At 68.2% G+C, this 23815-nt stretch carries 20 protein-coding genes and 1 pseudogene; 11 read left to right on the plus strand and 10 right to left on the minus strand.

The window, feature by feature from the left end; all coding sequences use genetic code 11:
• Positions 1–16: 16 nt before the first annotated feature.
• Complete coding sequence (locus EP757_RS27520) at positions 17–2026, minus strand: M6 family metalloprotease domain-containing protein (protein ID WP_127550794.1); 2010 nt, start codon at positions 2024–2026, stop codon at positions 17–19.
• Between the two features lie 93 nt (positions 2027–2119).
• Between EP757_RS27520 and EP757_RS27525 the strand changes: the two genes are divergently transcribed.
• Complete coding sequence (locus EP757_RS27525; RefSeq protein WP_127550796.1) at positions 2120–3874, plus strand: CocE/NonD family hydrolase; 1755 nt, start codon at positions 2120–2122, stop codon at positions 3872–3874.
• Between the two features lie 74 nt (positions 3875–3948).
• On the opposite strand, the gene EP757_RS27530 is transcribed toward EP757_RS27525, so the two are convergent.
• The 4 genes from EP757_RS27530 to EP757_RS27545 all read right to left on the minus strand — a co-directional run bounded on the left by EP757_RS27530 (position 3949) and on the right by EP757_RS27545 (position 9851).
• Positions 3949–5163 carry an exonuclease domain-containing protein gene (locus EP757_RS27530; RefSeq protein WP_127550798.1) on the minus strand — a complete coding sequence of 405 codons (1215 nt, stop codon included), beginning with the start codon at positions 5161–5163 and terminating at the stop codon, positions 3949–3951.
• 2 nt (positions 5164–5165) lie between these two features.
• Positions 5166–5855 (minus strand): DUF6218 family protein, encoded by a 690-nt coding sequence (locus EP757_RS27535; RefSeq protein ID WP_127550800.1) that lies wholly within the window; start codon positions 5853–5855, stop codon positions 5166–5168.
• A 561-nt stretch (positions 5856–6416) separates the two neighbouring features.
• On the minus strand, positions 6417–7955 hold the full coding sequence (locus tag EP757_RS42930; protein ID WP_160165901.1) for a hypothetical protein: 1539 nt from the start codon (positions 7953–7955) through the stop codon (positions 6417–6419).
• 519 nt (positions 7956–8474) lie between these two features.
• Positions 8475–9851, minus strand: a complete 1377-nt coding sequence (locus EP757_RS27545; RefSeq protein ID WP_197725395.1) for a DedA family protein — start codon at positions 9849–9851, stop codon at positions 8475–8477.
• An 80-nt stretch (positions 9852–9931) separates the two neighbouring features.
• On the opposite strand from EP757_RS27545, the gene EP757_RS27550 reads away from it, so the two are divergent.
• Both EP757_RS27550 and EP757_RS27555 read left to right on the plus strand, forming a co-directional pair.
• On the plus strand, positions 9932–10699 hold the full coding sequence (locus EP757_RS27550; RefSeq protein ID WP_127550802.1) for a hypothetical protein: 768 nt from the start codon (positions 9932–9934) through the stop codon (positions 10697–10699).
• Positions 10700–10726: 27 nt separating this feature from the next.
• Positions 10727–11284 carry a hypothetical protein gene (locus EP757_RS27555; protein WP_127550804.1) on the plus strand — a complete coding sequence of 186 codons (558 nt, stop codon included), beginning with the start codon at positions 10727–10729 and terminating at the stop codon, positions 11282–11284.
• Here the strand turns inward: EP757_RS27555 and EP757_RS27560 are convergent.
• Together EP757_RS27560 and EP757_RS27565 are read right to left on the minus strand one after the other, a co-directional pair.
• The gene (locus EP757_RS27560; RefSeq protein ID WP_127550805.1) at positions 11278–12432 is read right to left on the minus strand and encodes a 4-hydroxybenzoate 3-monooxygenase; all 1155 of its coding nucleotides are present in this window, start codon (positions 12430–12432) and stop codon (positions 11278–11280) included. The two genes, EP757_RS27555 and EP757_RS27560, sit on opposite strands and share 7 nt — an antisense overlap.
• 40 nt (positions 12433–12472) lie before the next feature.
• Positions 12473–13213 (minus strand): IclR family transcriptional regulator, encoded by a 741-nt coding sequence (locus EP757_RS27565; RefSeq protein ID WP_127550807.1) that lies wholly within the window; start codon positions 13211–13213, stop codon positions 12473–12475.
• 75 nt (positions 13214–13288) lie between these two features.
• Here EP757_RS27565 and pcaH point away from each other — a divergent pair, with 75 nt between their 5' ends.
• The 6 genes and pseudogenes from pcaH (at position 13289) to EP757_RS27590 (ending at position 17934) form a co-directional block, all read left to right on the plus strand.
• Entirely contained in the window at positions 13289–14032 is a 744-nt protein-coding gene (gene pcaH, locus EP757_RS27570; protein ID WP_127554470.1) for a protocatechuate 3,4-dioxygenase subunit beta, read from the plus strand.
• A complete protein-coding gene (gene pcaG / locus EP757_RS27575; protein ID WP_127550808.1) occupies positions 14029–14592 on the plus strand; it encodes a protocatechuate 3,4-dioxygenase subunit alpha in 564 nt (187 codons plus the stop codon). The genes pcaH and pcaG overlap by 4 nt, the downstream gene beginning before the upstream one ends.
• Before the next feature lie 19 nt (positions 14593–14611).
• A complete protein-coding gene (locus EP757_RS27580) occupies positions 14612–15802 on the plus strand; it encodes a lyase family protein (RefSeq protein ID WP_127550810.1) in 1191 nt (396 codons plus the stop codon).
• Between the two features lie 11 nt (positions 15803–15813).
• Positions 15814–16527 (plus strand): annotated as a pseudogene (locus EP757_RS44865) (alpha/beta fold hydrolase); the annotation flags it as partial.
• 15 nt (positions 16528–16542) lie between these two features.
• Positions 16543–16923, plus strand: a complete 381-nt coding sequence (gene pcaC, locus EP757_RS44870; RefSeq protein WP_370457872.1) for a 4-carboxymuconolactone decarboxylase — start codon at positions 16543–16545, stop codon at positions 16921–16923.
• Between the two features lie 144 nt (positions 16924–17067).
• Positions 17068–17934, plus strand: coding sequence for a hypothetical protein (locus EP757_RS27590; protein ID WP_127550814.1), 867 nt, complete (start codon positions 17068–17070; stop codon positions 17932–17934).
• A gap of 625 nt (positions 17935–18559) precedes the next feature.
• On the opposite strand, the gene EP757_RS27595 is transcribed toward EP757_RS27590, so the two are convergent.
• A complete protein-coding gene (locus EP757_RS27595; RefSeq protein WP_127550816.1) occupies positions 18560–19120 on the minus strand; it encodes a DUF2087 domain-containing protein in 561 nt (186 codons plus the stop codon).
• Between the two features lie 176 nt (positions 19121–19296).
• Here EP757_RS27595 and EP757_RS27600 point away from each other — a divergent pair, with 176 nt between their 5' ends.
• Together EP757_RS27600 and EP757_RS27605 are read left to right on the plus strand one after the other, a co-directional pair.
• Complete coding sequence (locus tag EP757_RS27600; protein ID WP_127550818.1) at positions 19297–19710, plus strand: hypothetical protein; 414 nt, start codon at positions 19297–19299, stop codon at positions 19708–19710.
• Between the two features lie 156 nt (positions 19711–19866).
• Positions 19867–20958 (plus strand): lytic polysaccharide monooxygenase, encoded by a 1092-nt coding sequence (locus tag EP757_RS27605; RefSeq protein WP_127550820.1) that lies wholly within the window; start codon positions 19867–19869, stop codon positions 20956–20958.
• Positions 20959–21543: 585 nt separating this feature from the next.
• Here the strand turns inward: EP757_RS27605 and EP757_RS27610 are convergent.
• Positions 21544–22734, minus strand: coding sequence for an MFS transporter (locus EP757_RS27610; RefSeq protein ID WP_127550822.1), 1191 nt, complete (start codon positions 22732–22734; stop codon positions 21544–21546).
• A gap of 109 nt (positions 22735–22843) precedes the next feature.
• Positions 22844–23773 carry a LysR family transcriptional regulator gene (locus tag EP757_RS27615; RefSeq protein ID WP_127550824.1) on the minus strand — a complete coding sequence of 310 codons (930 nt, stop codon included), beginning with the start codon at positions 23771–23773 and terminating at the stop codon, positions 22844–22846.
• Positions 23774–23815: the final 42 nt, after the last annotated feature.

Raw genomic sequence — 23815 nt, forward strand, 5'->3', positions numbered from 1 at the left:
CCTCCACGGCAGGGTGTCATCGCCGTACGCTGCAGGAGGTCGTGGCGGTCGCGTCCGGGTCGCTCTCCGACCTGACCTCGACCGCCACCTTCGGCACACCCTTGACGTAGACCTCGACCGAGGCCGGCCGGCGGCCCGCCACCGCGACGACCTCCCGGGGCAGCACCGCCCCCGGCGCGGAGATCCGGAAGACGTCGGCGGCCCGGCCGGTGTTGCGGATCGGGATCGTGCACCGGGCCCAGCCGGACGGACCGGGGCGGGCGGTGGCCGGCGACGCCTTCACTCCGCGGACCGACGGCCCGGCGCCGTCGAGGGAGCGGACCGCGACCTCGTACGAGAGCACGCCGTGCCGGTCCCGCTTGCGGTCCAGGACGTAGAAGTGCAGCCGGTTGGCAGTGTCCGCGTACTCGAAGAGGCTGCCCGATCCGGTGCCGGCGTGGAACAACGCGTCGGAGAGTTGCCGGTAGTCGCCGATCGTCATCTTCTGCGGCGTGCCGTCCGGCAGCACGAAGTCGACCTTGTCGATGTCCTGCGGGTTGGCGTCGATGGTCCAGATGAACGGCGCGGCGTCCGCGTTCTTCGTCTTCGCCAGCAGCACGCCGGAGTCCGGGGTGAACGAGTCGAAGCCCATCCGGTCGACGACTTCGAGGGTGTAGTTGTCGTATCCGCCGCCGTCGCAGTACGGGTCCGCCGCGGTGTTGCAGGCGGGGCTGCGGTCGCCGCCGTCCAGGGTGACGTTGATGCCGGCCAGCCGGCGCCCGCCGGGGTCGACCGCGCGTGCCGTCACCCGGGTCACCACGACGCCGGACTCGGCCAGTGCGGCGCGGGAGAGCTTCAGCACCGCGGAGTCGTCGACGATGCCGAGCTTCATCTTGTTGCGCAGCATGTGCTGTGCGCCCATCGACGAGCCCGCGGTTCCCGGGATCAGCCACCGGCTGTGCGGTCCGCCGGGGCCGTTGAACGTGCCGCGGCTGAGCATCTCCCACGGTCCGCTGTAATCGCGGCGAGCCGGTACGGAGTACGGGTTGTTGTAGTTGTCGCCGATGCCGAGGATGTGGCTGAACTCGTGCGCGTACGTCGACATGCCCGAGCTCTCCGCCTGCAGTGAGCTGCCCTGGGTGGCGTTCGGCCAGATGTTCGCCGAGGCCTGCCAGGAGGTCCACTCGACGTACCGGGTGGCGTTCCAGTTCGGCAGGGACTCGTCCGGCGGGCCGAACTCCTCGCTCACGTCCTCCTTGGTGGTGAACTTCATCGGGCCGAACTCCTGCCAGGTGGCCGACTCGTCCTGGCCGGCCGAGAGGAAGAAGACGAAGTCGTACGAGGAGGCCTCCTGCTCGCCGACCGCCCCGATCCAGGCGGCCCGCGCGTCGGCACGCAGGTCGCGCCCGCACACGTCGCCGGCCGGGCAGCCCAGTCCCCGCTGCATGGAGTTCTCGATGCCGTATTCGTGGCTCGCGTGCGGCATCCGGTACACGCCGAACGCGCTCAGGTCGATGCCGAAGCGCCCGTTCGAGTCCTCCATCCAATACTCGTGGATGGTGTGACCCCGGTTGAGCGCCCCCGGCTTGTTCAGGAAGTCCCGATAGAACGCCGGCACCGCGGAGCGGTCCAGATTCTGCACGCCGGACGGATTCCCGTAGATCGTCGAGTTCGCCGGCTGAGTGACCACGAACGGCTGGTTGGGGTAGTCGACCAGCACCAGCGCGCCGTTGAAGGTGCGTTCCGAGCCGCGCACCGCCGGGTCGGCCCAGTCGGTGCCCGGCACAGCCCGGTAGTCGTCCCAGGTCATCGTGTCCGGCAGCTCGTAGCGCTGCGGGTCGATCGGCTGCGGCGCGCCGGCCGGCCCTCCCAGGGTGACCGCCTCGTCGGTCTGCCATGGCTGCGTCTGCGGCCAGTGCCGCATGCGCCACGGCGTGTCCGGATCTCCGGGCGGTGGCGCCGCCGTCGCCGGTGCGGCGTTGAGGGCGCCGGCCACCACCAGCGCCGCTACCGACAGTGCCGAGAACAACCGCCGCGCCGTCGTCATGGCGCCATCCTGGCAAATTTATCGACACTACTCAATGCATCATCGGGTTAGCCTCGGGTGCGGTACAGATGGTTGTCGATTCTTGGAGGTCGGATGAGTTTACGCGGACGAGCGGCAGCCGCAGCGCTGATCACGGTTGCCGCTCTGGCTTCAGGCAGCCCGGCGACTGCTTCCCCGCCGGGCGTCACCCACGAGCAGAACCCCCGCGTACCGGAGGGTGCGGTGTGGACGGAGGCCTACTTCCCGTCCGCCGACGACAGCGGCGTCGAGCTCCACGCCGACGTCCTGCGGCCGGCGAACCTGCCGTCGCATGTGCGGACGCCGGTGATCCTCGCCGTCAGCTCCTACTTCAGCCATGCGGGCCAGACCGGACCGGAGGGGTGGGAGCAGGCCGGCCCGTCCAGCCGGTTCGCGGACTTCACCAGCGGCACCGGCCTCTTCGCCCGCGGCTACACCTATGTCATGGTCGACCTGCGAGGCTTCGGCGGGAGCACCGGCTGCCTCGACTGGGTGGGCCCGGGTGAACAGGCCGACGTCAAGGCCGCGATCAAGTGGGCGGCGACGCAACCGTGGTCGACGGGCAAGGTGGGCATGTACGGCAAGTCGTACGACGCCGTCACCGGCCTGGTCGGTAACAACCTGCGCCTGCCGGCCCTGAAAGCGGTCGTGGCTCAGGAACCGGTGTGGAACATGTACAACTACCTGTTCAGCAACGGCGTGCCTCGTCCCAACGTGACCGGCACGCCGAATGCCTACAACAGCATCGCCACGATGGCGCCGCTGCCCGACGACACCGCGCGCTACAAGGCCAATGCGGCGTACGAGCAGAGCCACCCCGAGTGCCTCGCCGACAACCTCACGAACAACAACAACCCCGACCTCGACTCGCCATACTGGCGCGCCCGCAACCTGGCGGCCCAGGCCAAGGGTTCGAACACCCCGCTCTTCGTCACGCAGGGCTTCATCGAGAACAACACGAAGCCCGAGGACATGGAGGAATTCCTCGACAACCACCACGGTGTCGAGCGGGGCTGGCTCGGGCAGTGGGAGCACGTCCGCGGTAACGAGACGAACGATCAGGGCCGGTTGCTGATGGGCCGAGCCGGGTTCTTCGACGAGGTCATGCGCTTCTACGACCGCTACCTGAAGGGCATCCGACCGGCGGTGCACGACCCGGCCTACGCCATCGAGGACAACACCGGCGCGTGGCGTGCCCAGCCGACGTGGCCGACGCCGTCCTCGTTCACCAGCGCAAAGCTGCTCGACGGGCAGTACGTCGACGACGGCGTCGCCTCGGCACTGGCCGCGCCCGCCGGTCAGGAGCAGGACATGGAGCACTACACGGATCCCGTTCCGCCCGCCGCCCGGGGTCTCGCACCGGCGCCCGGCTATTTCACCTGGTCGACGCCGGTCGCGTCGCGGCTGCGGATCACCGGCACTCCGAGGGTCACGTTGCACGCGAGCGCGCCGGGCAACGTCATGGTGCGGCTGTGGGACGTCGCCCCGGACGGGACCGCGGTGATGTTCGACGAGAACGTCGCGCTGATCGAACGAGCGGGCCGCGTCGCGTTCGACCTGAAATCCACTGACTGGACCCTCGAGGCGGGCCACCAGCTCGGCGTACAGATCGGCACGATCGGCAGCGGGAGCTGGCGCGACACCCCGAGCGGCAACACGATCGAGATCACCCGCGCCCGGCTGAACCTCGCGCTGCAGAACCCGCGGTTCGACGTGCCGACCCAGGGTGACCGGTCGCCGTTCCTCGACACCTACCTGAGGCAGTACACCCGCACACTCACCGACGTCGGCGAGGGAACCTTCCCGCTCGCCCCGCGCCACCGGCCCTGAGGTTTCCGTCGCGCTGACTGCCCGGCCGCCCGACCACGGCCGGGCAGTCAGCGCCCGAACTGCCCGGATATGACCTAGGCGGCGGGCACCAGACTCTCCAGCATGGCCTTGTAAGCGCTGGGATGAACGATCGGAATGCCGTACTGCTCGGCCTTCTTCGCCTTGCCGGACATCGAGTCCGGGTCGGCCGCGACCAGCAGGCGCGTCTTCTTCGTGACGTTGCCGCCGGTGTTCAGGCCGTATCTCGCCGCTTCCGCCTCCCATATATCTCGCGACGGGTTCATGCTGCCGGTGAAGACGACCATGTCGCCGGGGCTGAGTCGCCACGATGTCCGAGCGGGTTCCGGCGCTTCGCGGGCCGTAGCCAGTGCGACATCGACGTCCGCTGGGGTCAGGCCCAGCAGGCCGGCGACGCTGTCCAAGTCGCTGCGCTCGTCGGCGGTTATGACCAGGTCCTCGAACGCGATCGCCGCCAGGCTGGTCAGGTAACGCCGATGAAGCAGCTCCACATCGACTCGGGCCAAGCCGAGTCGGTCAGCGGTGTCGACCAGCTGATCCGCCTCGTTCGCGGATATGTGGCGATCCAGCAGGGCGCGATCGAGCAGATCCAGGTAGGAGTCCCCTTGGGGGTCCCGCAGCCGAGGCAGGCGGTCGACAAGCCGGGTGAGGAAGTGAGGTTCGCGGTCCTCCGGCTTGCGGCGTGTCACCGGCGCCACGCCCGTGACGGGCAGATCGGGCCAAGCGACCCGCTGGGCCTCGTGAACGAGTGGCGTCCACGGTGGCGGGCTGCCGGACGCCCTGAGGTAGTACGAGAGCAACTCCGCTGCCGCCCGCGCATCGTGGAGCGCGGAGTGCGCCCGGTGGGCCGGGAGCCCAGCGGCAGTCCGGCACGCCTGCAAGTTGCGCGCGGCGGTGGGTAGGAAGTGGGCAGCCAGCCGCATGGTGCACAGTCCCCGGCCCGCGGCAATGGGCACCTGATATCCGAGCTTACCGAACTCCGCGGTGAGGAACCCGGCGTCGAAGAGCAGGTTGTGAGCCACGACGGCATGACCGGCGAGACGTTCGACGATCTGCCCCGCGAACGCAGCGAAGGAGGGTGCGCGGCGTGCCTCGGCCGCAGTGATGCCGTGGATCTCCTGCGGACCGAGATCTCGGTCGGGATTCACCAGAGTGCACCACTCGTCACGGACACGACCGCGCTCGTCGACGCGAACGACGGCGATCTCCACGATCCGGTCATGCCAGCTGGTTCTGGTGCCGGTGGTCTCCACATCGACGACTGCGTACATGCTCAGCCCTCCGAGCCCGACTCGGCAGCACGCAGGCGGCCGACCCACCGTGGCGGGAGAACCTGCAACTCACCCAGCGAACGCAGGTACGGCCGCCGATAGCGGGCCTCCTCGGTCTCCTGCCAGAGATCGATGATTTGACGCAGCGTCCCGACCAGACTCAGCGCCGAGGCCGCCGCCGGGTTGGCCGCATAGGTCGGACGTGTGGTCAGGACCCCGACCTCGTCAGCCTCGCTGGGCAGTTCTCGCGCCCACTTCAGCGGAGCGATCTTCGAGGATGTCGAGACACTGTGCGCGGCTAGCTCCTCCGTGTAGTGCGCGCGCAGCTCGCGGATCTCGGCGACCAGGTCCGGAATCGTGAGGTACCCGGCGCGCAGCTGCGCGACCATCTCCGCCGGCAATAGAGCCTCCACCTTGCCGAGCGCTTCCGTGGCCGCTTCCGCGGTCCAGCCGACCAGGCACCGGCCGCGAACCATGTGCATTATGGGAAGCAGGCGCGCGCTTTCGAGATCGGCCAACGGCAGGATCCATGCTCCGGTCGCGGCGCCGAGGGCGCTGAGGGTCCAGATCGCCAGGCATTCCTGGTCGTCGGGCCCGGGCCCCAGGACGAGCACGGCATGCCCGCGCACACCCGGCAGATAATCCAGAACGGTGCCGGACTCGGCGTCCTGGCTTTCCAGAGCAATCGTCATCTCACGCCCCGATGTCACAGTGGATGGCCACGCTAACAGCGGGCGAGGCTGCGAAAACTCCGCTGATGGGCAGGACTTTTCGTATACGACACGCCGAGACCCGATGGTTGCCGGATCGGCGTACTCGGTCTAATGGCCGGGTTCGGGCCTGGCGAAATCGTGGCAATGGGTGGTCCTGAGCTGGTTCTGATGCTGCGTTGCCGCAAGGCGGTGACGTGCGGCTTTCACGTGCTACGAGGTGCGGTTCGGGGAGTCGTGGAGTAGACGGCTTGGCACATTCGCGAAGCCGGCGGCACTCGTACGCTCGTCCTCTGGTCGTGCTATTCGCCTGATGCGGCCGCCCTCGCCGAGGATTTGCAGCAGATCTGAGCTCTGACCGACGGCCCGCACGTGAGTCATCTGGTCGGGCGAGTGCACGCCACGGCCGAGCCGGTGCAGACCTTGGATGCCGGTAGGACATGGCGGCGATCGGCGAGGGCGAATGATCCTCCCGTGCTTTGGCGTACTGACTTCTTCAGTATCTGTCTATACGGCGTGTGTGGCGATACTCGGACAAGCAGGTCAGTCAGTTGCCGTCGATGCCGTATCTCCACTATCTGGCCCGCCCTTCGAAATTGCCTTCGGGCTCGGCCTCCGACGTCGATACGGGCGTCGCACGTTATAGATGTCTTCTTGGTCTACATCTATGTCGACTTCTACGCCATTGGGAAATGGAAGATTGAAGTTCAATGTGCCGGCGATTTCGCCATCGTGGTCGAACCGAAACTTCTTCCAAACATTCTGGATCGCCTGAACCATGATTTCGCCGCCCAGCACCTTATAGGCAGTGAAGTCCACGCTTAGCGTGGCCGGAACCCCTTCTTCAGGCCTAATTCTTAGGTCGCCTCCGTTGATTTCTCCTGGCCCGATCCTGATCGTTGTTGGCCCTACTGAGCGAACGTCTATATTGACGTAAACGTGGCCTTTCATGGTGCCGGGCGCTGATAGGTGAAAGTTGTCAGTGGCGGCATTGTCAAACACTAGTCGGCCGGCGTCTAAGGTGTAGGTATGCATTGGGATGGAGACGTCCCTCAGGGTGGAGCTCGAGAAGTCGATCTCACCGCTGATGATCGAGTATTTGCGCTGGAACATGTATGACACTATGTCGTCCGCGTCGAATTTGAAGTTGGACTTCCGGATCTGGGATTCCCTAACTTTAATCGACGCCTCTCCGGCAATTTTCACTGCAATTGGGTAAAAGTCTGAATCGGTGATTTCAGTAAGATCCAGAAAGATGTGTGACCCGCCGTTCAGGCGCATCCCGCCCATAAGCACCTTCATGTTGGTGAAGGTTGATCCGGTGAAGTCGATCACTCCATCGTCCATATCAACATTCCTGAGTCGCAGTTCGCCGTCGCTGAAAACGCAATCTCGGAATGAAACTCGCACGTCATGAAGCTTCGCGCCATCTAGATCGACAACATGGTAAGTGCCGCCCGAAAAATCTAGCTCCTCTCGATGCCATGAGGTGGGAGCGTTGGGGTCCATCAAGCGGTCATGGACAGACTTCCAAGCAGTTCTCCTTACTTCGCGTTCGCCAGGATCTTCTGGAGGGGGTAGCCGAAGATAGGAAGCTATAGCTTGAGCGCACGATTGGCGGCCTTGACTCCAGTCGTCGGCCAGGCTTGTAAGTGAGTGGAGCCCGGCTAGCCGTGCGGACGGTCTTTCATGGGCAAGGAGTTCAGCTGCCTTAACGAAACGATCTGAATAGACCTGCTGCTCTGCTCTTACTCCTTCTCGCTCCGCAATTAGTTGTTTACGGAAGGCGTATACGGCTCCGAGCGAAGCGCCTATCAACGCCGTCATGCTGATGGCTGCGGTAAGTAGTCCAGATACGGCTTGCTGATTTGGTGCTTTGAAACCAGAGAGAATTGTAACAACGATCCACAGCACTGCAATCAAGATGACTACTAGGGCGATTGCCGTGCCTGCCGCTACTGGAAGGATCCTTGATAGGTTACCGTGCGACTCGGGATGAGAAACCTCAGCGACCTCGCGAGCGATCTCATTGAGCCATCCTGTCGCTCGTTTTCTATATCGCTTTTCGGGAACGTCTGTCATCCGACACCTGCCTTCAGGGATCTGCCAGCTTACTCAAGGTAGCCGATGCACTCAAGCCATAAGATTGGCAGGTCGCGCGTCGTGGGCCGATAGGAGAGGTCCATCATCTCCGTGGTCCAATCCACGCCGGGAGTGCCGAGCCGAGAAGGTGTTTTATTCGTGGCGCGGGTCAGAAGAGACGGAGCCGGTTGAGTCTTCCGTCGATCAACCCGATCGCGGACATTTCACGGCACGGGCGAAGGCCATCATGGGGTATTGAAGGGAATTCTCCAACGGTAGGTAGCCTCGACCGCACCTCGGCAGAGAATACTCAGTCAATGCACTTCCGGTAGATGCCAGTATTGAACCCGCAGGTCACGAAATCCCGCCGACCCTCTATAAACCGTGGCGGGATGCACCGGCCGGTCACGTCGACCTGGAGACGAACAAAGAGGTGAATCGGCTGTCGTATCGCGGGGCGTTGCACGGGCACTGCAGAAGCAGCGGATCATGCGCCCGGCCGGCCGCGGCGGCCGCGGCCTATCCGTGGCCCGGCCGGAGCAGGACCCTGCTGCCGGCGATCGCGAAGGACTTCTGCTGGACCACGCGGCGCTGGGACCAGATGGCGGCGTTGAGGGCCGCCCAGGCCGCGCCGAGTGCCACCGCCGCCACGGTCTCGCTGGTCCGGCTCCAGCCCAGATAGATCCAGGAGCCGGCGCAGAGCGTGACCAGCGTGGCGGCGGTCGTCCAGACGGTGACCTTCCACTTCCAGGGGAGTCCGCGAGCGATCAGCCAGGCGAGCAGGCCGGCGGCGGCGGCGACCTGTGCGGTCTGGCCGGCGGACATGGTGGCGAGGGCGATCGCGGGGGCGTCGTGCGGCAGCAGGCCGCCGAATTCGTCCGGGGCGGGGAACACCACGGCGTCCACCGCCTGCCAGCCGGGCAGCATCGCCGTGCCGAGCGCCACGGCGAGAATCACGGCGGGCAGGACCGGGCCGAGCGTCTCGCCGAGAACGCGCCGGGGCTGCCGGGTGGAGAACAGGGCCCGGACCAGGGAGACGGCCACGGCCACGGCGATCAGGATCTCCGGGACGATCGTCGTGGCGGTTTCCAGGGCGAAGAGATAACCGTCCGAGGTCCATTGACCGCGCATCCACGCCGCGATCGCGTCATCGGTCGCCGCGAGACCGCTGAAACGCACGAGAGCGGGGACCGCGACGACGAGCAGGACAGCCAGCCCGATCAATGCGGCGAGGCTCAATGCGGTCGGCGGGACGGGGTGCGACGTGCGGATCGTGAGGCGCCGGAATGGAGCGTGACTCCGCAGCCACAGCGCTGTCGCTCGTACGGGATCGGGATTTTGACCCAACCAGCGGCCCGCAAGAATCAGTCCGAGAATGAGCACCGTCAGCGCTGCGAGCGCGCCTGCCGCGCGCCCCGCGCGAGCGGCGAGGATGTCGTAGCTCGCGCCCGCCGCATAGCTCGCGCCGACCATCCACGCAGCCCAGAGGATCGCCGCCGGCGTGTGCCAGGCGAGGAACCGACGGCGGGGTACGTTGCTCCGCGCGGCCAGCCGGGGCATCAGCGTCCTGGCGCCGACCACCCACTGTCCGACGAAGATCGCCCGGCCGCCGTGTCGCGCGAACAGTTTCTCGGTGCGTTGCGCATGCCGGCCGATGCGCGGGAATGAGCCGTGCCGATAGGCCAGATTGCCGCCGAGAACCGCCGAGGCGACCGCCACGAGAAAGGCGGGGACGACGGGCACGACACCGGCGTTCGCGAGCAGGCCCATCGCGATCAGCGCGGTGGCGGACGGCAGGACGACGCCGGCGAGAAGCGCGGATTCCAGCGTGACGAGCGCGGCGACGACCAGGTAGACGGCGATCGGTGGAAGTCCCCCGAGCAATTCCTCGATCATGCGGTCGACGCTAGGGGTTGGGATGCGGCGGCGAATCGGTGATGCTCCTTAGGTATTCACCGATATCTGTAGGAGGGGCATTGCCACCGACGCTGCGCCGCCTGGACGAGCTCGCCACCTTCCTCGCCGGCCGGGACGACACCATCGCGGTGCTCGGCCTCGGCTCCGCGGGCGCCCAGCGAGCCCGCCTGGACGACCACTCCGACCTTGACTTCTTCGTGATCGTGGAGGACGGCGCCCGCTTGCGGTACGTCGAACGTCTCGACTGGCTGGAAGCGCCCTGTCCGGTTCTGTTCAGCTTCGCCCACGAGCGCAACGGCCGGAAGGCGCTCTACGAGGACGGGGTCTTCGTGGAGTACGCCGTGTTCACCGCGGCCGAGCTGCCCCGGATCCCGTTCTGCGCCGCGAAGGTGGTGTGGCGGCGGGCCGACGCGCCGCCCGGGCTGGCGCAGTCGGAGGCGCCGCTGCCGCGCACCCCCTACGACACCGTCGACTTCCACCTCAACGAGGCGCTCACCAACCTCTATGTCGGTCTGCACCGTGAGCTGCGCGGGGAGCATCTGAGCGCGTCCCGGTTCATCCAGTCGCACGCGGTCGACCGGGTGATCTCGCTGCTGCGGCTGGCCAGCGGGGAGGCGCCCTACCGGGATCCGTTCGACGTGACGCGCCGGGCCGAGCGGGCGTACCCGGCCACGGTCCTGCCGCTCGCCGAGATGGTCCCGGGGTACGCGCACAACGTGGCGGCGGCCCGGGCGACGTTCGCGTGGCTCAGCCATCGGTACCCGGTGCATCCGGGGATCGGGGCGGCGATCAGGGCATTGCTGACCCGTTCGGGGGATTACTCCTGATCTTTACAGCGAGGACCGTCTATTTCCATGGTGCCTAAATGGCGGGCGGTACTTCTCGACTTCGTGGAGCGGGGCGGCTGGTCGGCGGGTCAGGTGTTCGTCGCGACGCTGCTCGCCGGCGGCCTCGGCTCGGTCGCCGACCTGCCGTGGACGGAGGCGATCACGCTGGCGGTGAGCGCGTTCGTCGCGTCGACGGTGCTCACCGGGATCCAGTACCTCTCCAAGCAGACGAACCTGGCCTTCTGGCCGGACCTGGTGGTCCGGCTCGGGAAGACGTTCCTGAGTTCGCTCTCCGCGGCGATGCTGGCCGGCGCGTTCAACGTGACCACGTTCGACTGGGAGGCGGCGTTCAACGTGGCGTTCCTGGCCACGCTCGCCGCGCTCGGCAAGGGTCTGCTCGCGCGGGAGCCGGCCGCACCCAACGGCCAGGTCCCGCCGGACGCGTCGCCGTCGACGCTGCCGACCGGCACCTACCGCGAGGCGGTCGACCACTCACCGGCGCCGCCCACGATCGAGGCGACGAACCCGCCGGCCGGGACGCCCGAGGCGCCCCCGGTCGCCTCGGAGCCGTCGGAGTCTCAGTAGCCGATCGGCAGGCCCGCGTAGTTCTCGGCGAGGCCGGTCGCCCCGGCCTCGCTGTTCGCCACCCATTTGAGCTGCGACAACTGCAGTTGCGCGTCGAACGGGTCGCCCGACGTGTGCAGCATCGTCGTCATCCACCAGGAGAAGTGCGTGCACCGCCAGACCCGGCGTTGGGCGTCGTCGGAGTAGCTGTCGGCTTTGGCGGGGTCGCCGTTCTTGATCTTCGCGATCAGCGCCTCGCTGAGCAGTGCCACGTCGGCGATCGCCAGGTTGAGGCCCTTCGCGCCGGTCGGCGGGACGATGTGCGCGGCGTCGCCGGCGAGGAACAGGTTGCCGTGCCGCATCGGGGTCTGCACATGACTGCGCATCGGCAGCACGCTCTTGTCGGTGATCGGGCCGGGGGTCAGCTTCCAGCCGTTCTGGCCGTGGCCGAGCCGGGTGGCGAGCTCGTCCCAGATCCGGTCGTCGGACCAGGACTGCGGGTCGGTGCCGTTCGGGACCTGCAGGTAGAGCCGGCTGACCGTGGCCGAGCGCATCGAGTGCAGCGCGAAGCCGTTCGGGTGCCAGGCGTAGATCAGCTCGTCGGTGGAGGGCGCGACGTCGGCGAGGATCCCGAACCAGGAATAGGGATAGACCTTCTCGTACGTCTGGGCCGCGGGCACCGCCTTCCGGCTGGGCCCGAACGAACCATCACAACCGGCGATGGCCGCGGCATCGAGCCGAAGATTCTGCCCGTCCTTGTCAGTAAATGTCACGAAATCTGCACCGATTTCGACGTTGGTGACCTCGTAGTGGATCTCCTGGCCCGCCGCCGCCCGTGCCTTGATCAGATCCTTCTGCACCTCGGTCTGACCGTAGACCCACACACTGCGGCCCGCGAGGTTCACGAAGTCCAGGTGGTGCCGCTCGCCGGGCCACTGCAGGTAGATGCCGCGGTGGTGATCGCCCTCGGTGCGGATCCGGTCGCCGAGCCCCGCCGCTTCGAGGAGCTCGACGCTGGAGTGTTCCAGGATTCCGGCGCGGATCCGGGCCGCGACGTACTCCTCGGAGCGGGTCTCGAGGACCACCGACTCGACGCCGCCCTGGGCGAGGAGGTGGGAGAGAAGCAGGCCGGCCGGGCCGGCGCCGATGATGGCGACCTGGGTACGCATGCCCTCAGCGTTCGGCACGGCGATGCCGCAGAGCAATACCCTATTTCCACTGAACGGAAGCCAGGGTCCTCCCGATGCCGTGTGCGGCGACCTGGAGCGCGGAGACGAGGCGGGGCAGCTGGCGCCGCAGATCGGGGACGACGATGCCGAGCGCGGCCACCACCGTCTCGCCGTGCCGGACCGGGACGGCGACCGAGCAGGCGCCGAGGCTCATCTCCTCGCCGGTGGTCGCGTACCCCTCGGCGCGGACCCGTTTCAGCTGGTCGAGCAGGCGGGCGGGCTGGGTGATGGTGTAGGCGGTGATCCGGGTCAGGTGTTTCAGGGACTCCATCCGCACCTCCTCGGGGGCGTACGCCAGGAGCACCTTCCCCACGCCGGTCGCGTGCATCGGCAACCGCGATCCGACCCGGCTGACCACCGGAACCGATACGTGGCCGGCGAGCCGTTCCACGTAGAGCACCTCGAGACCCTCTCGTACCGCGAGGTGCACGGTAGCGAGCGTCGTCCCGTACAAATCATGCAAAAATGGGGAAGCGGCCTGGCGCAGACCGCTCTGCACCGGTGCGAGCAGCCCGAGTTGCCAGATCCGGCGTCCGATCACGTAGTCGCCGCCGGGCTCCCGGGCCAGCGCGCCCCACCGATGCAGCTCCCCGACCAGGCGATGTGTGGTGGCGAGGGGGAGTCCGGCGCGGCGGGCGAGATCGGTCAGCGATAGGGCGCGGTTGTCCCCGTCGAAGGCGCCGAGGATGGCGAGCGCGCGCGACGTGACAGAGGCACCCATGATCTCCTCCTTCCGCTCAGTGGAAGGCTATTGTCGCTGAGAACCGTACGACCGCCTAGCGTCCGGGACGTGAACATGGAGTCGTCACAAGCTGACATCAACCAGGAGATCGAGGCGGCGGCACAGCATCCGGGCGGTCCGCAACCGAAGATCGACTACGCCCCGTACCGCAGCTCCGTCCTGCGGCACCCGAAGCAGCCCGCGCACCTGATCGACCCCGAGTCGGTCGAGTTGTGGGCGCCGGCGTTCGGCCACCGTGACGTCGCCGTCGACGAGGCCGACCTGACCATCCAGCACGCCGGCACCCCCATCGGCGAGCGGATCGTGGTGAGCGGCCGGGTGCTCGACGGCGACGGGCGTCCGGTCGCGAACCAGCTGGTCGAGGTCTGGCAGGCGAACGCGGCGGGCCGCTACCGGCACCAGCGCGACCAGCACCCGGCGCCGCACGACCCCAACTTCACCGGAGTCGGCCGCTGCATCACCGGGCCGGACGGGTCGTACCGCTTCCAGACGATCAAGCCGGGTCCGTACCCGTGGCGCAACCACGTCAACGCGTGGCGCCCCGCACACATCCACTTCTCGCTCTTCGGCCTCGATTTCACGCAGCGCCTGGTCACGCAGATGTACTTCCCGGGCGACCCGCTCTTCGCGCTGGACCCGATCTACCAGTCGATCACCGATCCGAAGGCGCGGGAACTGCTGATCGCCCAGTACGACCACGATCTCACCACCCCGGAGTGGAGCACCGGCTACCGCTGGGACATCGTCCTGACCGGCACGCACCGCACTCCGCTCGACAACGAGGAGCACGACGCATGAGCGCCGTCCCCGGGCAGACCGTCGGCCCGTTCTTTCACCTGGGCCTCGAATATCCGCAGATGAACGAGCTGGTCCCGCCGGCCAGCCCGCGTGCGGTGCGTCTTCACGGCCGGGTCACCGACGGCGCCGGCAACCCGGTTCCGGACGCGGTTCTGGAGATCTGGCAGGCCGATCCGCAGGGCGCCGTCCTCCGCCGGCCGGGCTCGCTGCGCCGCGACGGCTGGACCTTCACCGGCTGGGGTCGTGCCGCCACCGACCCGGACGGCCACTACCAGTTCTTCACCCTGGAGCCGGGCGCGACCGAGCCGGGCCGGGCACCGTTCTTCGCCGTGACCGTTTTCGCCCGTGGTCTGCTCGATCGGCTCTTCACCCGGGCGTACCTCCCCGACGACCCCGGCCTCCTCGCGAGCGACACGCTGCTGGAGTCGGTGGCGCAGGATCGCCGGCACACGCTGATCACCCAGCGGACGCCGGACGGCCTGGTCTTCGACGTGCGCCTCCAGGGCGACGACGAGACGGTCTTCCTGACCTACCCCCGGCTGAGGGATTCATGGGCCTAAACCTTTCCGGACGTACGTCGTGAGCACCGTGCTCTGGCCCGGAGACCATCGAGCCGGGGACCTCTTCACCGACGCGGCGGTCCTGGCCGCCCTGCTCGCCGTCGAGGCGGCCTGGCTCGACGCGCTCGTCCTGCACGGTGTCGCCGACCCGGCGGCCCGGGACGACCTGACCGGCCTGATCGGCCCCGACGACGTATCCGCTCTCGCGCACGATGCCGAGGCCGGCGGCAACCCGGTGATCCCGCTGCTCAAGCTGGTCCGCAAGAGGCTCCGCAACCCGGCCGCCGCCGAGTGGCTGCACAAGGGCCTGACCAGCCAGGACGTCCTCGACACCGCGCTGGTCCTGTGCCTGCGCGAAACCGTCGGCCAGGTCCGTGCCGACCTGCGCGGTCAGATCGAGGTGCTGGTCCGGCTCGCCGATCTGCACCGGGACACCGCGATGGCCGGCCGGACCCTGACCCAGCACGCCATCCCGATCACTTTCGGCCTCAAGGCCGCCACCTGGCTGACCGGCGTGCTGGACGCCCGGGACCGTCTCGCCGCCGTCGACCTGCCGCTGCAGATCGGCGGCGCGGCCGGGAGCCTGGCCGCGCCGGTCGCCCTCACCGGGTCGCCGGCAGTGGTCCGCGATCTGATCGAGACGGCCGGCGGCGCGCTGGGGCTGCGGGTCCGCGACCCCTGGCACACCGCGCGATCTCCGTTCACCGGCGCCGCCGACGCGCTGGTGACCTGCACCGACGCGTGGGGGCGGATCGCCAACGACGTGCTCGTCGCGGCCCGCCCGGAGATCCACGAGCTGTCCGAGGGCGCGGTCGAGGGGCGGGGCGGGTCGTCCGCCATGCCGAACAAGCAGAACCCGGTCCTGGCCGTCCTGATCCGGCGGGCCGCCCTCACCGGCCCGCCGTTCGCGGCACTGATGCACACGGCGGCGGCGGCGGCCGTCGACGAGCGGCCGGACGGTGGCTGGCATGTCGAGTGGGAGACGTTGCGTACGCTCGCCCGTCGTACCGCCGTGGCCGGTAGCCAGACCACCGAACTGCTGGCCGGGCTGCGCGTGGAGACCGCCTGGATGACCGCGAACCTGGCCGCCGCCCGTCCCGGAATCGACGCGGAGCAGCGTTCCATAGCTCCCTCCGCCGCCTCTGACGAGCCCTATCGCGGCGCCACCGACCAGATCATCGACGCGGCGATCGCCCGCGCGAAGGAGTGACCTTGCTCAGCGTGACCGTCTTCGCCGATGCCCCCGATCGGCCGTTGCTGCTCCTCGGATCGTCGGTCGGCACCAGCGTCGCGTCGCTCTGGGAGCGGTGTGCCTCGCGGCTCTACGGCCGTTACCACGTGGTCGGCTTCGACCTGCCCGGCCACGGTGCAAGTGCGCCGTCCTCCTCGCCGTTCACGATCGCCGACCTGGCCGGTCAGGTGATCGAAGTGGCTGATCAGATCCGGCCGTCGGCGTCGTTCCTTTATGCGGGCGACTCGATCGGCGGCGCTATCGGGCTGCAGTTGCTGCTCGACTTCCCGTCCCGGGTGTCGGCCGCGGCGCTGCTCTGCACCGGCGCCAAGATCGGTGAGTCCGCGGCGTGGCATGAGCGCGCTGCCCTGGTGCGTTCGTCAGGCACTGCGGCAGTGGTGCAAGGGTCGATCTCGCGATGGTTCGCACCCGGATTCGTCTCCCGTTCTCCGGACGTATCGGATGCCCTGCTCTCCTCTCTTCGCGACACCGACGACGAGAGCTACGCGCAGGCCTGTGAGGCGCTGGCCGGGTTCGACGTACGGGATCGGCTGTCCGAGATCGCCGCTCCCGTCCTCGCGGTGGCCGGGGCACACGACAAGCCGACCCCACCCTCAGGACTGGAACTGATCGCCGAATCGGTGGTCAACGGCCGTCTCGTGGTGCTCGGCGACGTCGCGCACCTGGCGCCCGCCGAATCCCCGGAAGTGGTGGCGTTCCTGCTCGACCAGCACTTCGACGCCGCCCGGGCCGCCGGCATCGCCGTGCGCCGCGAAGTGCTCGGCCCCGCCCACGTCGACCGGGCGACGGCCGGCACCACCGCCTTCACCCGCGACTTCCAGGACCTGATCACCCGCTACGCCTGGGGGGAGATCTGGACCCGCGACGGCCTCGCCCGCCGCGACCGCTCCCTCATCACCCTGACAGCGCTGATCGCTCTCGGACACCATGAAGAACTGGCCATGCATGTACGAGCGGCCCGCACGAACGGTCTCTCCACCGACGAGATCAAGGAGCTGATCCTGCAGACGGCCGTCTATTGCGGTGTCCCCGCGGCGAACACGGCCTTCCGCATAGCCCAGAAGGTCCTCGCCGAATAGACCCGCTCTCTTCGCGCCTCTCGGATCGAAGGATGACATTTATTGCGGGTGGCCGTCTCATTCGTGTGCTTTGATCGACGGCGGTATTTCGTCGTTGGGGCTGGACCGCGGTGGACGGGCCGGCGCACGCAGGGGAGGCGTCCTATGCAGGGTGCGGCTGACGGGCTCGCGCGGCAGCTCTGGCGGATCGTGGAGCCGTTGCACGCGATCCTCTACTACGCGCCGGAGGTGGCGGACGAGGCGGCGAAGCTGGGCTACGACGTCGAATCCCGCTGGCCCAGCTACTTCGCGTGGCGGGCCGCGCCGCTCGGCGCCGTCGGGGCTGCCACGGTGAGCTCGGCGTTCTACAGTTTCAGCCCGCGCATGGTCGCCGACCACGTACCGGCGGCCTGGGACGTGGCCGCTCCGGACGTGCTGCTCGAACGCCGTCTCGTGGCCGTCGACCGTGCGCTGCGCGGCCTGCTCGGCGACGAACGCGTGGCGTCCCTCGGCGAGGTGGCGGCGCTGGCACGGCGGGCGGCCTCCGCGGCGAACACGGCCGGCCGCGTCCTCGCCGCCGCCAACGCCGACCTGCCGTGGCCCGATCAGCCGCATCTGGTGCTCTGGCAGGCCGCCACCATCCTCCGCGAACACCGTGGGGACGGACATGTGGCGGCCGCCCTGGTGTCCGGTTTCGATCCGTGCGAACTGCTCGTCTCGTTCGCCGCCGTGGGCGCGGCGCCGGAGTCGGTGTTCGCCAGCCGCGGCTGGACACCCGACGAGTGGGACGCGGCCAGGGAACGCCTGCTCTCCCGCGGCTGGGTACACCCCGACGGCACCGCCACCGACACGGGCATCACCGCCCGAGCCGAACTGGAACAGCGCACCAGCGAACTCGCCGCCGGCCCGTGGAAAGCCCTGGGCACCGAAGTGGGCCGCTTCGTCCAACTGGCCGGTCCGTTGGCCGGCGAGATCGCTTCGTCAGGCGTCCTCCCGCGCCAGAGCACCCTGGGCCTGAGCAGCCGAGCCTGACAGGACATCAGCCCAATTCGGAACAGGTCCACCGGCCCGAACTCAACGCGCGTCCAAAGGCCCGCGACTCAACGCGTGTCGAGCCCCCGAACTCAACGCGTGTCCACCAGCCGGAACTCAACGCGTGTCCACTGACCGGAACTCAACGCGTGTCCACCAGCAGAAAGTCAACAGGCGTCTGCCAGGGGCAAGTCAACGCGCGTCCAAAGGCCCTCGAACTCAACGCGCGTCCAAAGGCCCCGAACTCAACGCGTGTCGAGCACCCGGAAACTCAAGTCGAGCACCCGGGAACTCAACATGTGTCCGGTCGCGGGAACACTCAACGGGCGTCGGCCGTCCGGGACTCAACAGGTGTCCCATCACGGAGGCTCCACGCGTGTCGAATGGCCGGGACTCGACACGCGTCCGGTTGCCGGAAGTCGACACGCGTCCGGTTGCCGGAAGTCGACACGCGTCCGGTGGCCTGGGAATCGACGCGCGTCCGGCGCGTGCGTTGGTTCGAAAGGGGGAGGGTGCACCGGGGTCCGCGGCGGCGGGCGCCGGGGGGACGGACCGTCAGGTGGCGATAGTTGCGGGACGGGCGGGGTGCGGTGGGGGAGGCGTAGCTCGTACCTTTTAGCCGATTTTAGATTGCGGTAGGGACGCGGCCGGAACCGTACGACGTGCCTGCGCGGTCGCGTTCGAGCCAGCCTGTTTCGACGAGCATGCGGCGGACGGCGGCTACGTCGTCGGCGGCTGCGGAGATCTTGGAGTTGACCTCGTCCTCGGTCAGGATGCCGTCGATGGCTAGGAAGCGGGCGAAGAGTTCGGCGATCTGCTGGTAGCGCTCGCTCATCGTGGGCGGGAGGCTGGTCAGGCGGCCGTGCGCGAAATATGCCTTGAGCTGCGGAAAGTCGGCCAGGAACGGGGCGATCGGCTGGGTCCTGTCGAGTGCTTGAGCGGCTTCGCGGAGCACGTCCGCGCGGGCGCGGTAGTAGCCGTCGCCGGAGCCGGTCGCCAAACCGGCGCCCACCAGGCGGCCCAGGAGTTCGCCGGTCTGCGGTTTCGTCAGATCCAGCCGGTACGCCATCTCGCCGATCGAGGCGCCCTTGTCGCCGACGCGGACCAGTTCGGCGAAGGCCAGGAGCCGGGCCGGGTTGGACAGCTGCATGAGGAAGTCGGCGGCGTGCGCGGCAGAAACGGACATCCCGCCACCGTAGGACGGGTCAGTCGTGGGCGCACCCCAGTTTCCGGGGGCCTTGTTCCGGGCGCCCAGTTTTCGGGAGCCCAGTTTCCGGGAGCCCAGTTTCCGGCGCTGTCATGACGGGTATTTCGGACATGACAAGCGCTTCCCTCCGGTTGGGGCGACGCGGCGGAACGGCCGTGGCGTACCGGCACGAGCTGGGAGGAATGATGAAGCGCACTCCGATCCTTGCGGTGATCACGGCGGTCGCTCTGTTCCCGGGCGCCGCTCATGCCCGCGGCCTCGATGCCGTCGCCCGCGTGTTCGATCCGGACAGCCGGGTGCTCGCGCAGGCCCGGTTCGTCGCTGACGGTGACCGATTCGAGCTGGCGAAGCGGGCGGACGGCGGCGGGCGTGCATATATGCAATACAAATACATTCGCAAGGACGGTGGCTTCCAGTCCGGCGAGCACTGGGGGCTCGCGGAGACGAGCGGCGCCGTCGTCTTCGATCACGATTTCGGCGAGGGGCGCAAGGTCCTCTTCCGGGTCTGCGTCGGTGATCTCTGTAGTGCGACGGGAGATCAAGAGAATTGGACGATTGCGTACGCGTGACCGTCGCATTGACTTTGCTCGATCATTGAAGGAGGCTGTGCACCAGCACTAGCCGCCGGAGCCACGCGGTCACGGGAGCCTGGGCAGCTCCCGGTGAGTCCCCGCAGTGCGGCCGTCATCAGGTGACGGCCCGAGCTTCCGGAGTGCTGATCGCACATGACTTCCCCCGTACGCAGAAAGCTCTTCTTCTCCGTCTTCGCCGCGATGATCCTCGCGGCTCTCGCCGTGCTCGTGGCGCCGAGCAATCCCGCCGCGGCGCACGGCAACGTGATCGGTCCCGCCTCGCGCAACTATGGCTGTTTCGAGCGCTGGGGATCGAAGTTCCAAGATCCGGCGATGGCGACCGAGGATCCGATGTGCTGGCAGGCCTGGCAGGCCAATCCGAACGCCATGTGGAACTGGAACGGGCTGTTCCGTGAAGGGGTGGCGGGCCAGCACGAAACTGCCATCCCGGATGGGCAGCTGTGCAGCGCGGGCCATACTGAGAGTGGTCGCTACAACGCCATGGACACTGTGGGTGATTGGAAGGCGACTTCGATCGGTAACTCGTTCACGGTCCAGTTGTTCGACGGCGCGCGGCATGGAGCCGACTACATCCGCGTCTACGTCACCAAGCCGGGCTACAACCCGGTGACGACGCCGTTGAAGTGGTCGGACCTCCAGTTGATCACTACGGTGCCGAACACGCCTGCTGCCGGCTGGACCCACCAGCTGTCGAACGGTGTGCAGATCGACATCCCGGTGAGCGTCTCGGGCCGGTCCGGCCGTGCCATGGTCTACACGATCTGGCAGGCCAGCCACCTGGATCAGTCGTACTACTTCTGCAGCGACGTGAACTTCGGCGGCAGCCAGCCGTCTTCATCGCCCTCCACGTCGCCGTCTTCCTCGCCTTCCTCCTCACCCTCGGTGTCTCCGTCGGTGTCACCTTCCGTGTCCACGCCGCCGGTCTCCGGTTCGTGTGCCGCCAGCTACGCGGTGACCTCGCAGTGGTCGGGCGGGTTCCAGGGTGAGGTGAAGGTGACCGCCGGCAGCGCCGCGATCAAGAACTGGACCGTGACGCTGACCTACCCCGGCACGCCGCCGATCCAGCAGGCCTGGAACGCGACGATCACGACCAGCGGCAACACCGTGAGCGCCGTGAACGCCACCTACAACGGCAGCGTGGCGTCCGGTGCGAGCACGAGCTTCGGCTTCCTCGGCTCGGGTGCGCCGGCGACGCCGACCCTCACGTGCAACGCGACCACATGACATCTCGCGCAGCGCATCGAACTTTGTTACATTGACGTTAATGGGAGCGCTCCCAGTGGCTCGGCGAAGTCATCCCCATCGATTCGCCTGAGCCGTCTCCAACGAAACCGTCCCCCAACCATCCCCAAGAACGGAGGCGAACACCACCCGCGTGGCACGGCTCCGTCCACGCCAGTGCTGTGACTTCCACCGACGGGAAGCGAAGCAGCCCCACTTCGTTCCCCGTCACCATCCCCATCCGGCCGCGGGTTGATGCTGTCGACCAGCCCTCGGACGAGCAGAAAGCCACGGCCCTTCTTCGCGGGCCGTGGCTTCCTGCTGTCCAGGCGCCGTGTTGACGGCAGCAAGCCACGGCCGACCTCGCCGAACTCCCGTGCCATGTCCGGGTGAGCCGCCAGGCCCGTGGGGCGCGGCAGGGTGACTCGGGTTCGTGAGCGTCGAACGGGGCAGAGTACTGCGGCTCGTGAGCGCGGGACGAAGCCGAGTGGCCGAGTGGGCGAGTGGGCGAGGGAAGCCGCCGAACCGGGCACGGCGCGGTGGCCCATCGCTGCGCCGGTCGGCGATGCGGCGATGGGCCGGGACGCTTCAGCTGTGGGTGATGTTCAGGCGTGGGGCGTCGCGCGGGACCACGGCGAACATCGCCACTGCCAGCACGGCCACGGCGACGCCGAGGATGCCGAGGGCCGGGCGTAGGCCGCCGACCGCCGCGCCGATGGCGGTGATCAGGATCGGGGAGAGGAACTCGCCGATGAACAGGGTGCCGGTCCACAGGCCCGTGCCGCGGCCGCGCTCGTCGAACGACAGGCCGTTCGTCGCCCAGGTGAGCAGCGTCGGCAGCAGGAGGCCGGTTCCGGCGCCGGTCAGGACGGCGCCGAGCGTGATCACGGGGACCGAGCCGGTGGCCGCGATGATGAGGAAGCCGGCTGCGGAGAGTCCGAAAGCGATCGGCAGCAGCGTCCGCGGCGTCTGGCTGGACAGCTTCGCGAACGAGCCGGCCGCCGCCGCCGTGGCCAGCGACATCAGGGCGCTGAGGGCGCCGATGGTGGCGGTCGCGGTGACGCCGACCTCGTCGAGGACGAAGGACAATTCGACGATGAGCGCGTAGAAGACGACCCCGCCCGCGAGCGTGACCAGGCACGGCACCCGCAGCCGGCGCCAGGGGATCGGGGGCAGGGCGGCCGAGGCGGCGCGAGCGGGCTGCCAGATCAGGAGCGCCATCGGTACGGCGAGGAGCACTGCGACCGAGTACAGCCAGAACGGCGTCCTCCAGCCGGAGGATCCGAGGGCGCCGCCGATGCCGAGGAACACGGTCGCCGACACGGCGGCGAGGAGGGTCTGCAAGCCCAGGTAACGGCTGCGGCGCGGCCCCGACCAGTAGTCGGCGATCAGCGTGGTGCAGCAGGTCATGATCGCGGCCTCGCAGAGCCCGACCAGGAGCCGGCTGCCGATGATGGTGGAGAGGGAGTCGAGGTAGAGCGGCGCCGTACCGAAGAGGGAATAGCCCACCATCGCGATGATCAGGACGCGTTTGCGGTCGATGCGGTCGGCGATGAAACCGGCGAACGGCGCGGTCAGGCCGATGATCAGGGCGGGGACGGTGAGGACGATCGGCACCAGCGCGTCGGCGCCGGGCACGGAGGCGAAGTGATCGGTCATCTGCGGCAGCACGGGCGCGATGAGCACGGCGCCGAGCACGGAGAGGCAGCTGCCGGCGAGCAGCAGGATCAGCTGCGCGAGGCCTGCCTGGCGCACGGGTGCGTCGGTGACTGAGGACATGGAGCGGCCTTCCACGAAAAGTGGTGGTGCAGGTCACAGGGAGGTGGCTGTGACTATGGGCGTCGGGGGCCCATGAACGGAAGGCGGATCCGCTGATGCCGGGCATCAGTCAAACTGATGGCCAGAGCTCCTCGGCCGCCTCCCGGAGCAGCCGGCGGAACCAGGCGTGGACCGGGTCGTTCGTGTGCATCGGGTTCCACCAGAAGCATTCGAGCATCGCCACCACCTCGAACGGGCAGTTCAGGATGCGTACGCCGGCGACCGGCGCCATCAGTGTGGCCAATCGTTCCTGGATGAGGGCGATCCGCCGGGTCCCGGCGACCAGGAAGGGCATCTGGGCGAAGCCGTCCACGACCACCTCGACCCGGGCCTCGACCCCGATCATGCGGAGCTGGCGGACGGCCGGGGCGTACGCGGTCGGGCGGTCGAAGAGGACCACCCACGGCAGCGCCTCCAGATGGCCCATGAACAGGTCCTCGTTCACGTCCGGGTTGTCGGCGGACACGATGCAGACCCACCGGTCCTCGAACAGCTCCATATAAGGCAGTCCCGTCACGAAGCCGTGCGGGATGAGGAGGCCGTCGGCGTTGCGCAGGGTGTCGGCGGCATGGTCGACCGCGTCCGGGGTGGTCTGCTGCAGCCGCAGCCGGGCCTTCGGCGCGCGCTCGGCGAGGAGCCGGGCGACGACCGGGCCGAGGATCGTGGCGGCGTAGTCCGACGAGACCACGGTGAACTCCCGGTCCAGATCGGACGGGTCGAAGTCGCTGGTGGAGTCGAAGACGCGGCGCACGCCGGCGAGCGCCGGGCCGGTCAGCACGGCGACGCGGGCGGCCAGCGGGGTGAGGTCGTACCGGTTGCCGACCCGGATCAGCAACTGGTCGCCGAAGTGACGCCGCAACCGGCTCAGCGCGCCGCTCACCGCGGGCTGACTGACCCCCAGATCCTCGGCCGTGCGGGTCACGTTCCGCTCCCTGAGCAGGGCATCCAAGGTCACCAGCAGGTTCAGATCGAGGTTCGCGAGCACCCGGTCGACGGCCATGCGGCCACTATAAGCGGACGCTATGGAAGCCATCACCAAGTC

It is taken from the genome of Actinoplanes sp. OR16, from assembly GCF_004001265.1.
Classification (GTDB): Bacteria; Actinomycetota; Actinomycetes; order Mycobacteriales; family Micromonosporaceae; genus Actinoplanes.

Coding starts and splice junctions, on each gene's coding strand:
- EP757_RS27520 (WP_127550794.1), bottom strand. CDS start 2,026: ATGACGACGGCGCGGCGGTTGTTCTCGGCACTGTCGGTAGCGGCGCTG.
- EP757_RS27525 (WP_127550796.1), top strand. CDS start 2,120: ATGAGTTTACGCGGACGAGCGGCAGCCGCAGCGCTGATCACGGTTGCC.
- EP757_RS27530 (WP_127550798.1), bottom strand. CDS start 5,163: ATGTACGCAGTCGTCGATGTGGAGACCACCGGCACCAGAACCAGCTGG.
- EP757_RS27535 (WP_127550800.1), bottom strand. CDS start 5,855: ATGACGATTGCTCTGGAAAGCCAGGACGCCGAGTCCGGCACCGTTCTG.
- EP757_RS42930 (WP_160165901.1), bottom strand. CDS start 7,955: ATGACAGACGTTCCCGAAAAGCGATATAGAAAACGAGCGACAGGATGG.
- EP757_RS27545 (WP_197725395.1), bottom strand. CDS start 9,851: ATGATCGAGGAATTGCTCGGGGGACTTCCACCGATCGCCGTCTACCTG.
- EP757_RS27555 (WP_127550804.1), top strand. CDS start 10,727: ATGGTGCCTAAATGGCGGGCGGTACTTCTCGACTTCGTGGAGCGGGGC.
- EP757_RS27560 (WP_127550805.1), bottom strand. CDS start 12,432: ATGCGTACCCAGGTCGCCATCATCGGCGCCGGCCCGGCCGGCCTGCTT.
- EP757_RS27565 (WP_127550807.1), bottom strand. CDS start 13,213: ATGGGTGCCTCTGTCACGTCGCGCGCGCTCGCCATCCTCGGCGCCTTC.
- pcaH (WP_127554470.1), top strand. CDS start 13,289: ATGGAGTCGTCACAAGCTGACATCAACCAGGAGATCGAGGCGGCGGCA.
- pcaG (WP_127550808.1), top strand. CDS start 14,029: ATGAGCGCCGTCCCCGGGCAGACCGTCGGCCCGTTCTTTCACCTGGGC.
- EP757_RS27590 (WP_127550814.1), top strand. CDS start 17,068: ATGCAGGGTGCGGCTGACGGGCTCGCGCGGCAGCTCTGGCGGATCGTG.
- EP757_RS27595 (WP_127550816.1), bottom strand. CDS start 19,120: ATGTCCGTTTCTGCCGCGCACGCCGCCGACTTCCTCATGCAGCTGTCC.
- EP757_RS27605 (WP_127550820.1), top strand. CDS start 19,867: ATGACTTCCCCCGTACGCAGAAAGCTCTTCTTCTCCGTCTTCGCCGCG.
- EP757_RS27610 (WP_127550822.1), bottom strand. CDS start 22,734: ATGTCCTCAGTCACCGACGCACCCGTGCGCCAGGCAGGCCTCGCGCAG.
- EP757_RS27615 (WP_127550824.1), bottom strand. CDS start 23,773: ATGGCCGTCGACCGGGTGCTCGCGAACCTCGATCTGAACCTGCTGGTG.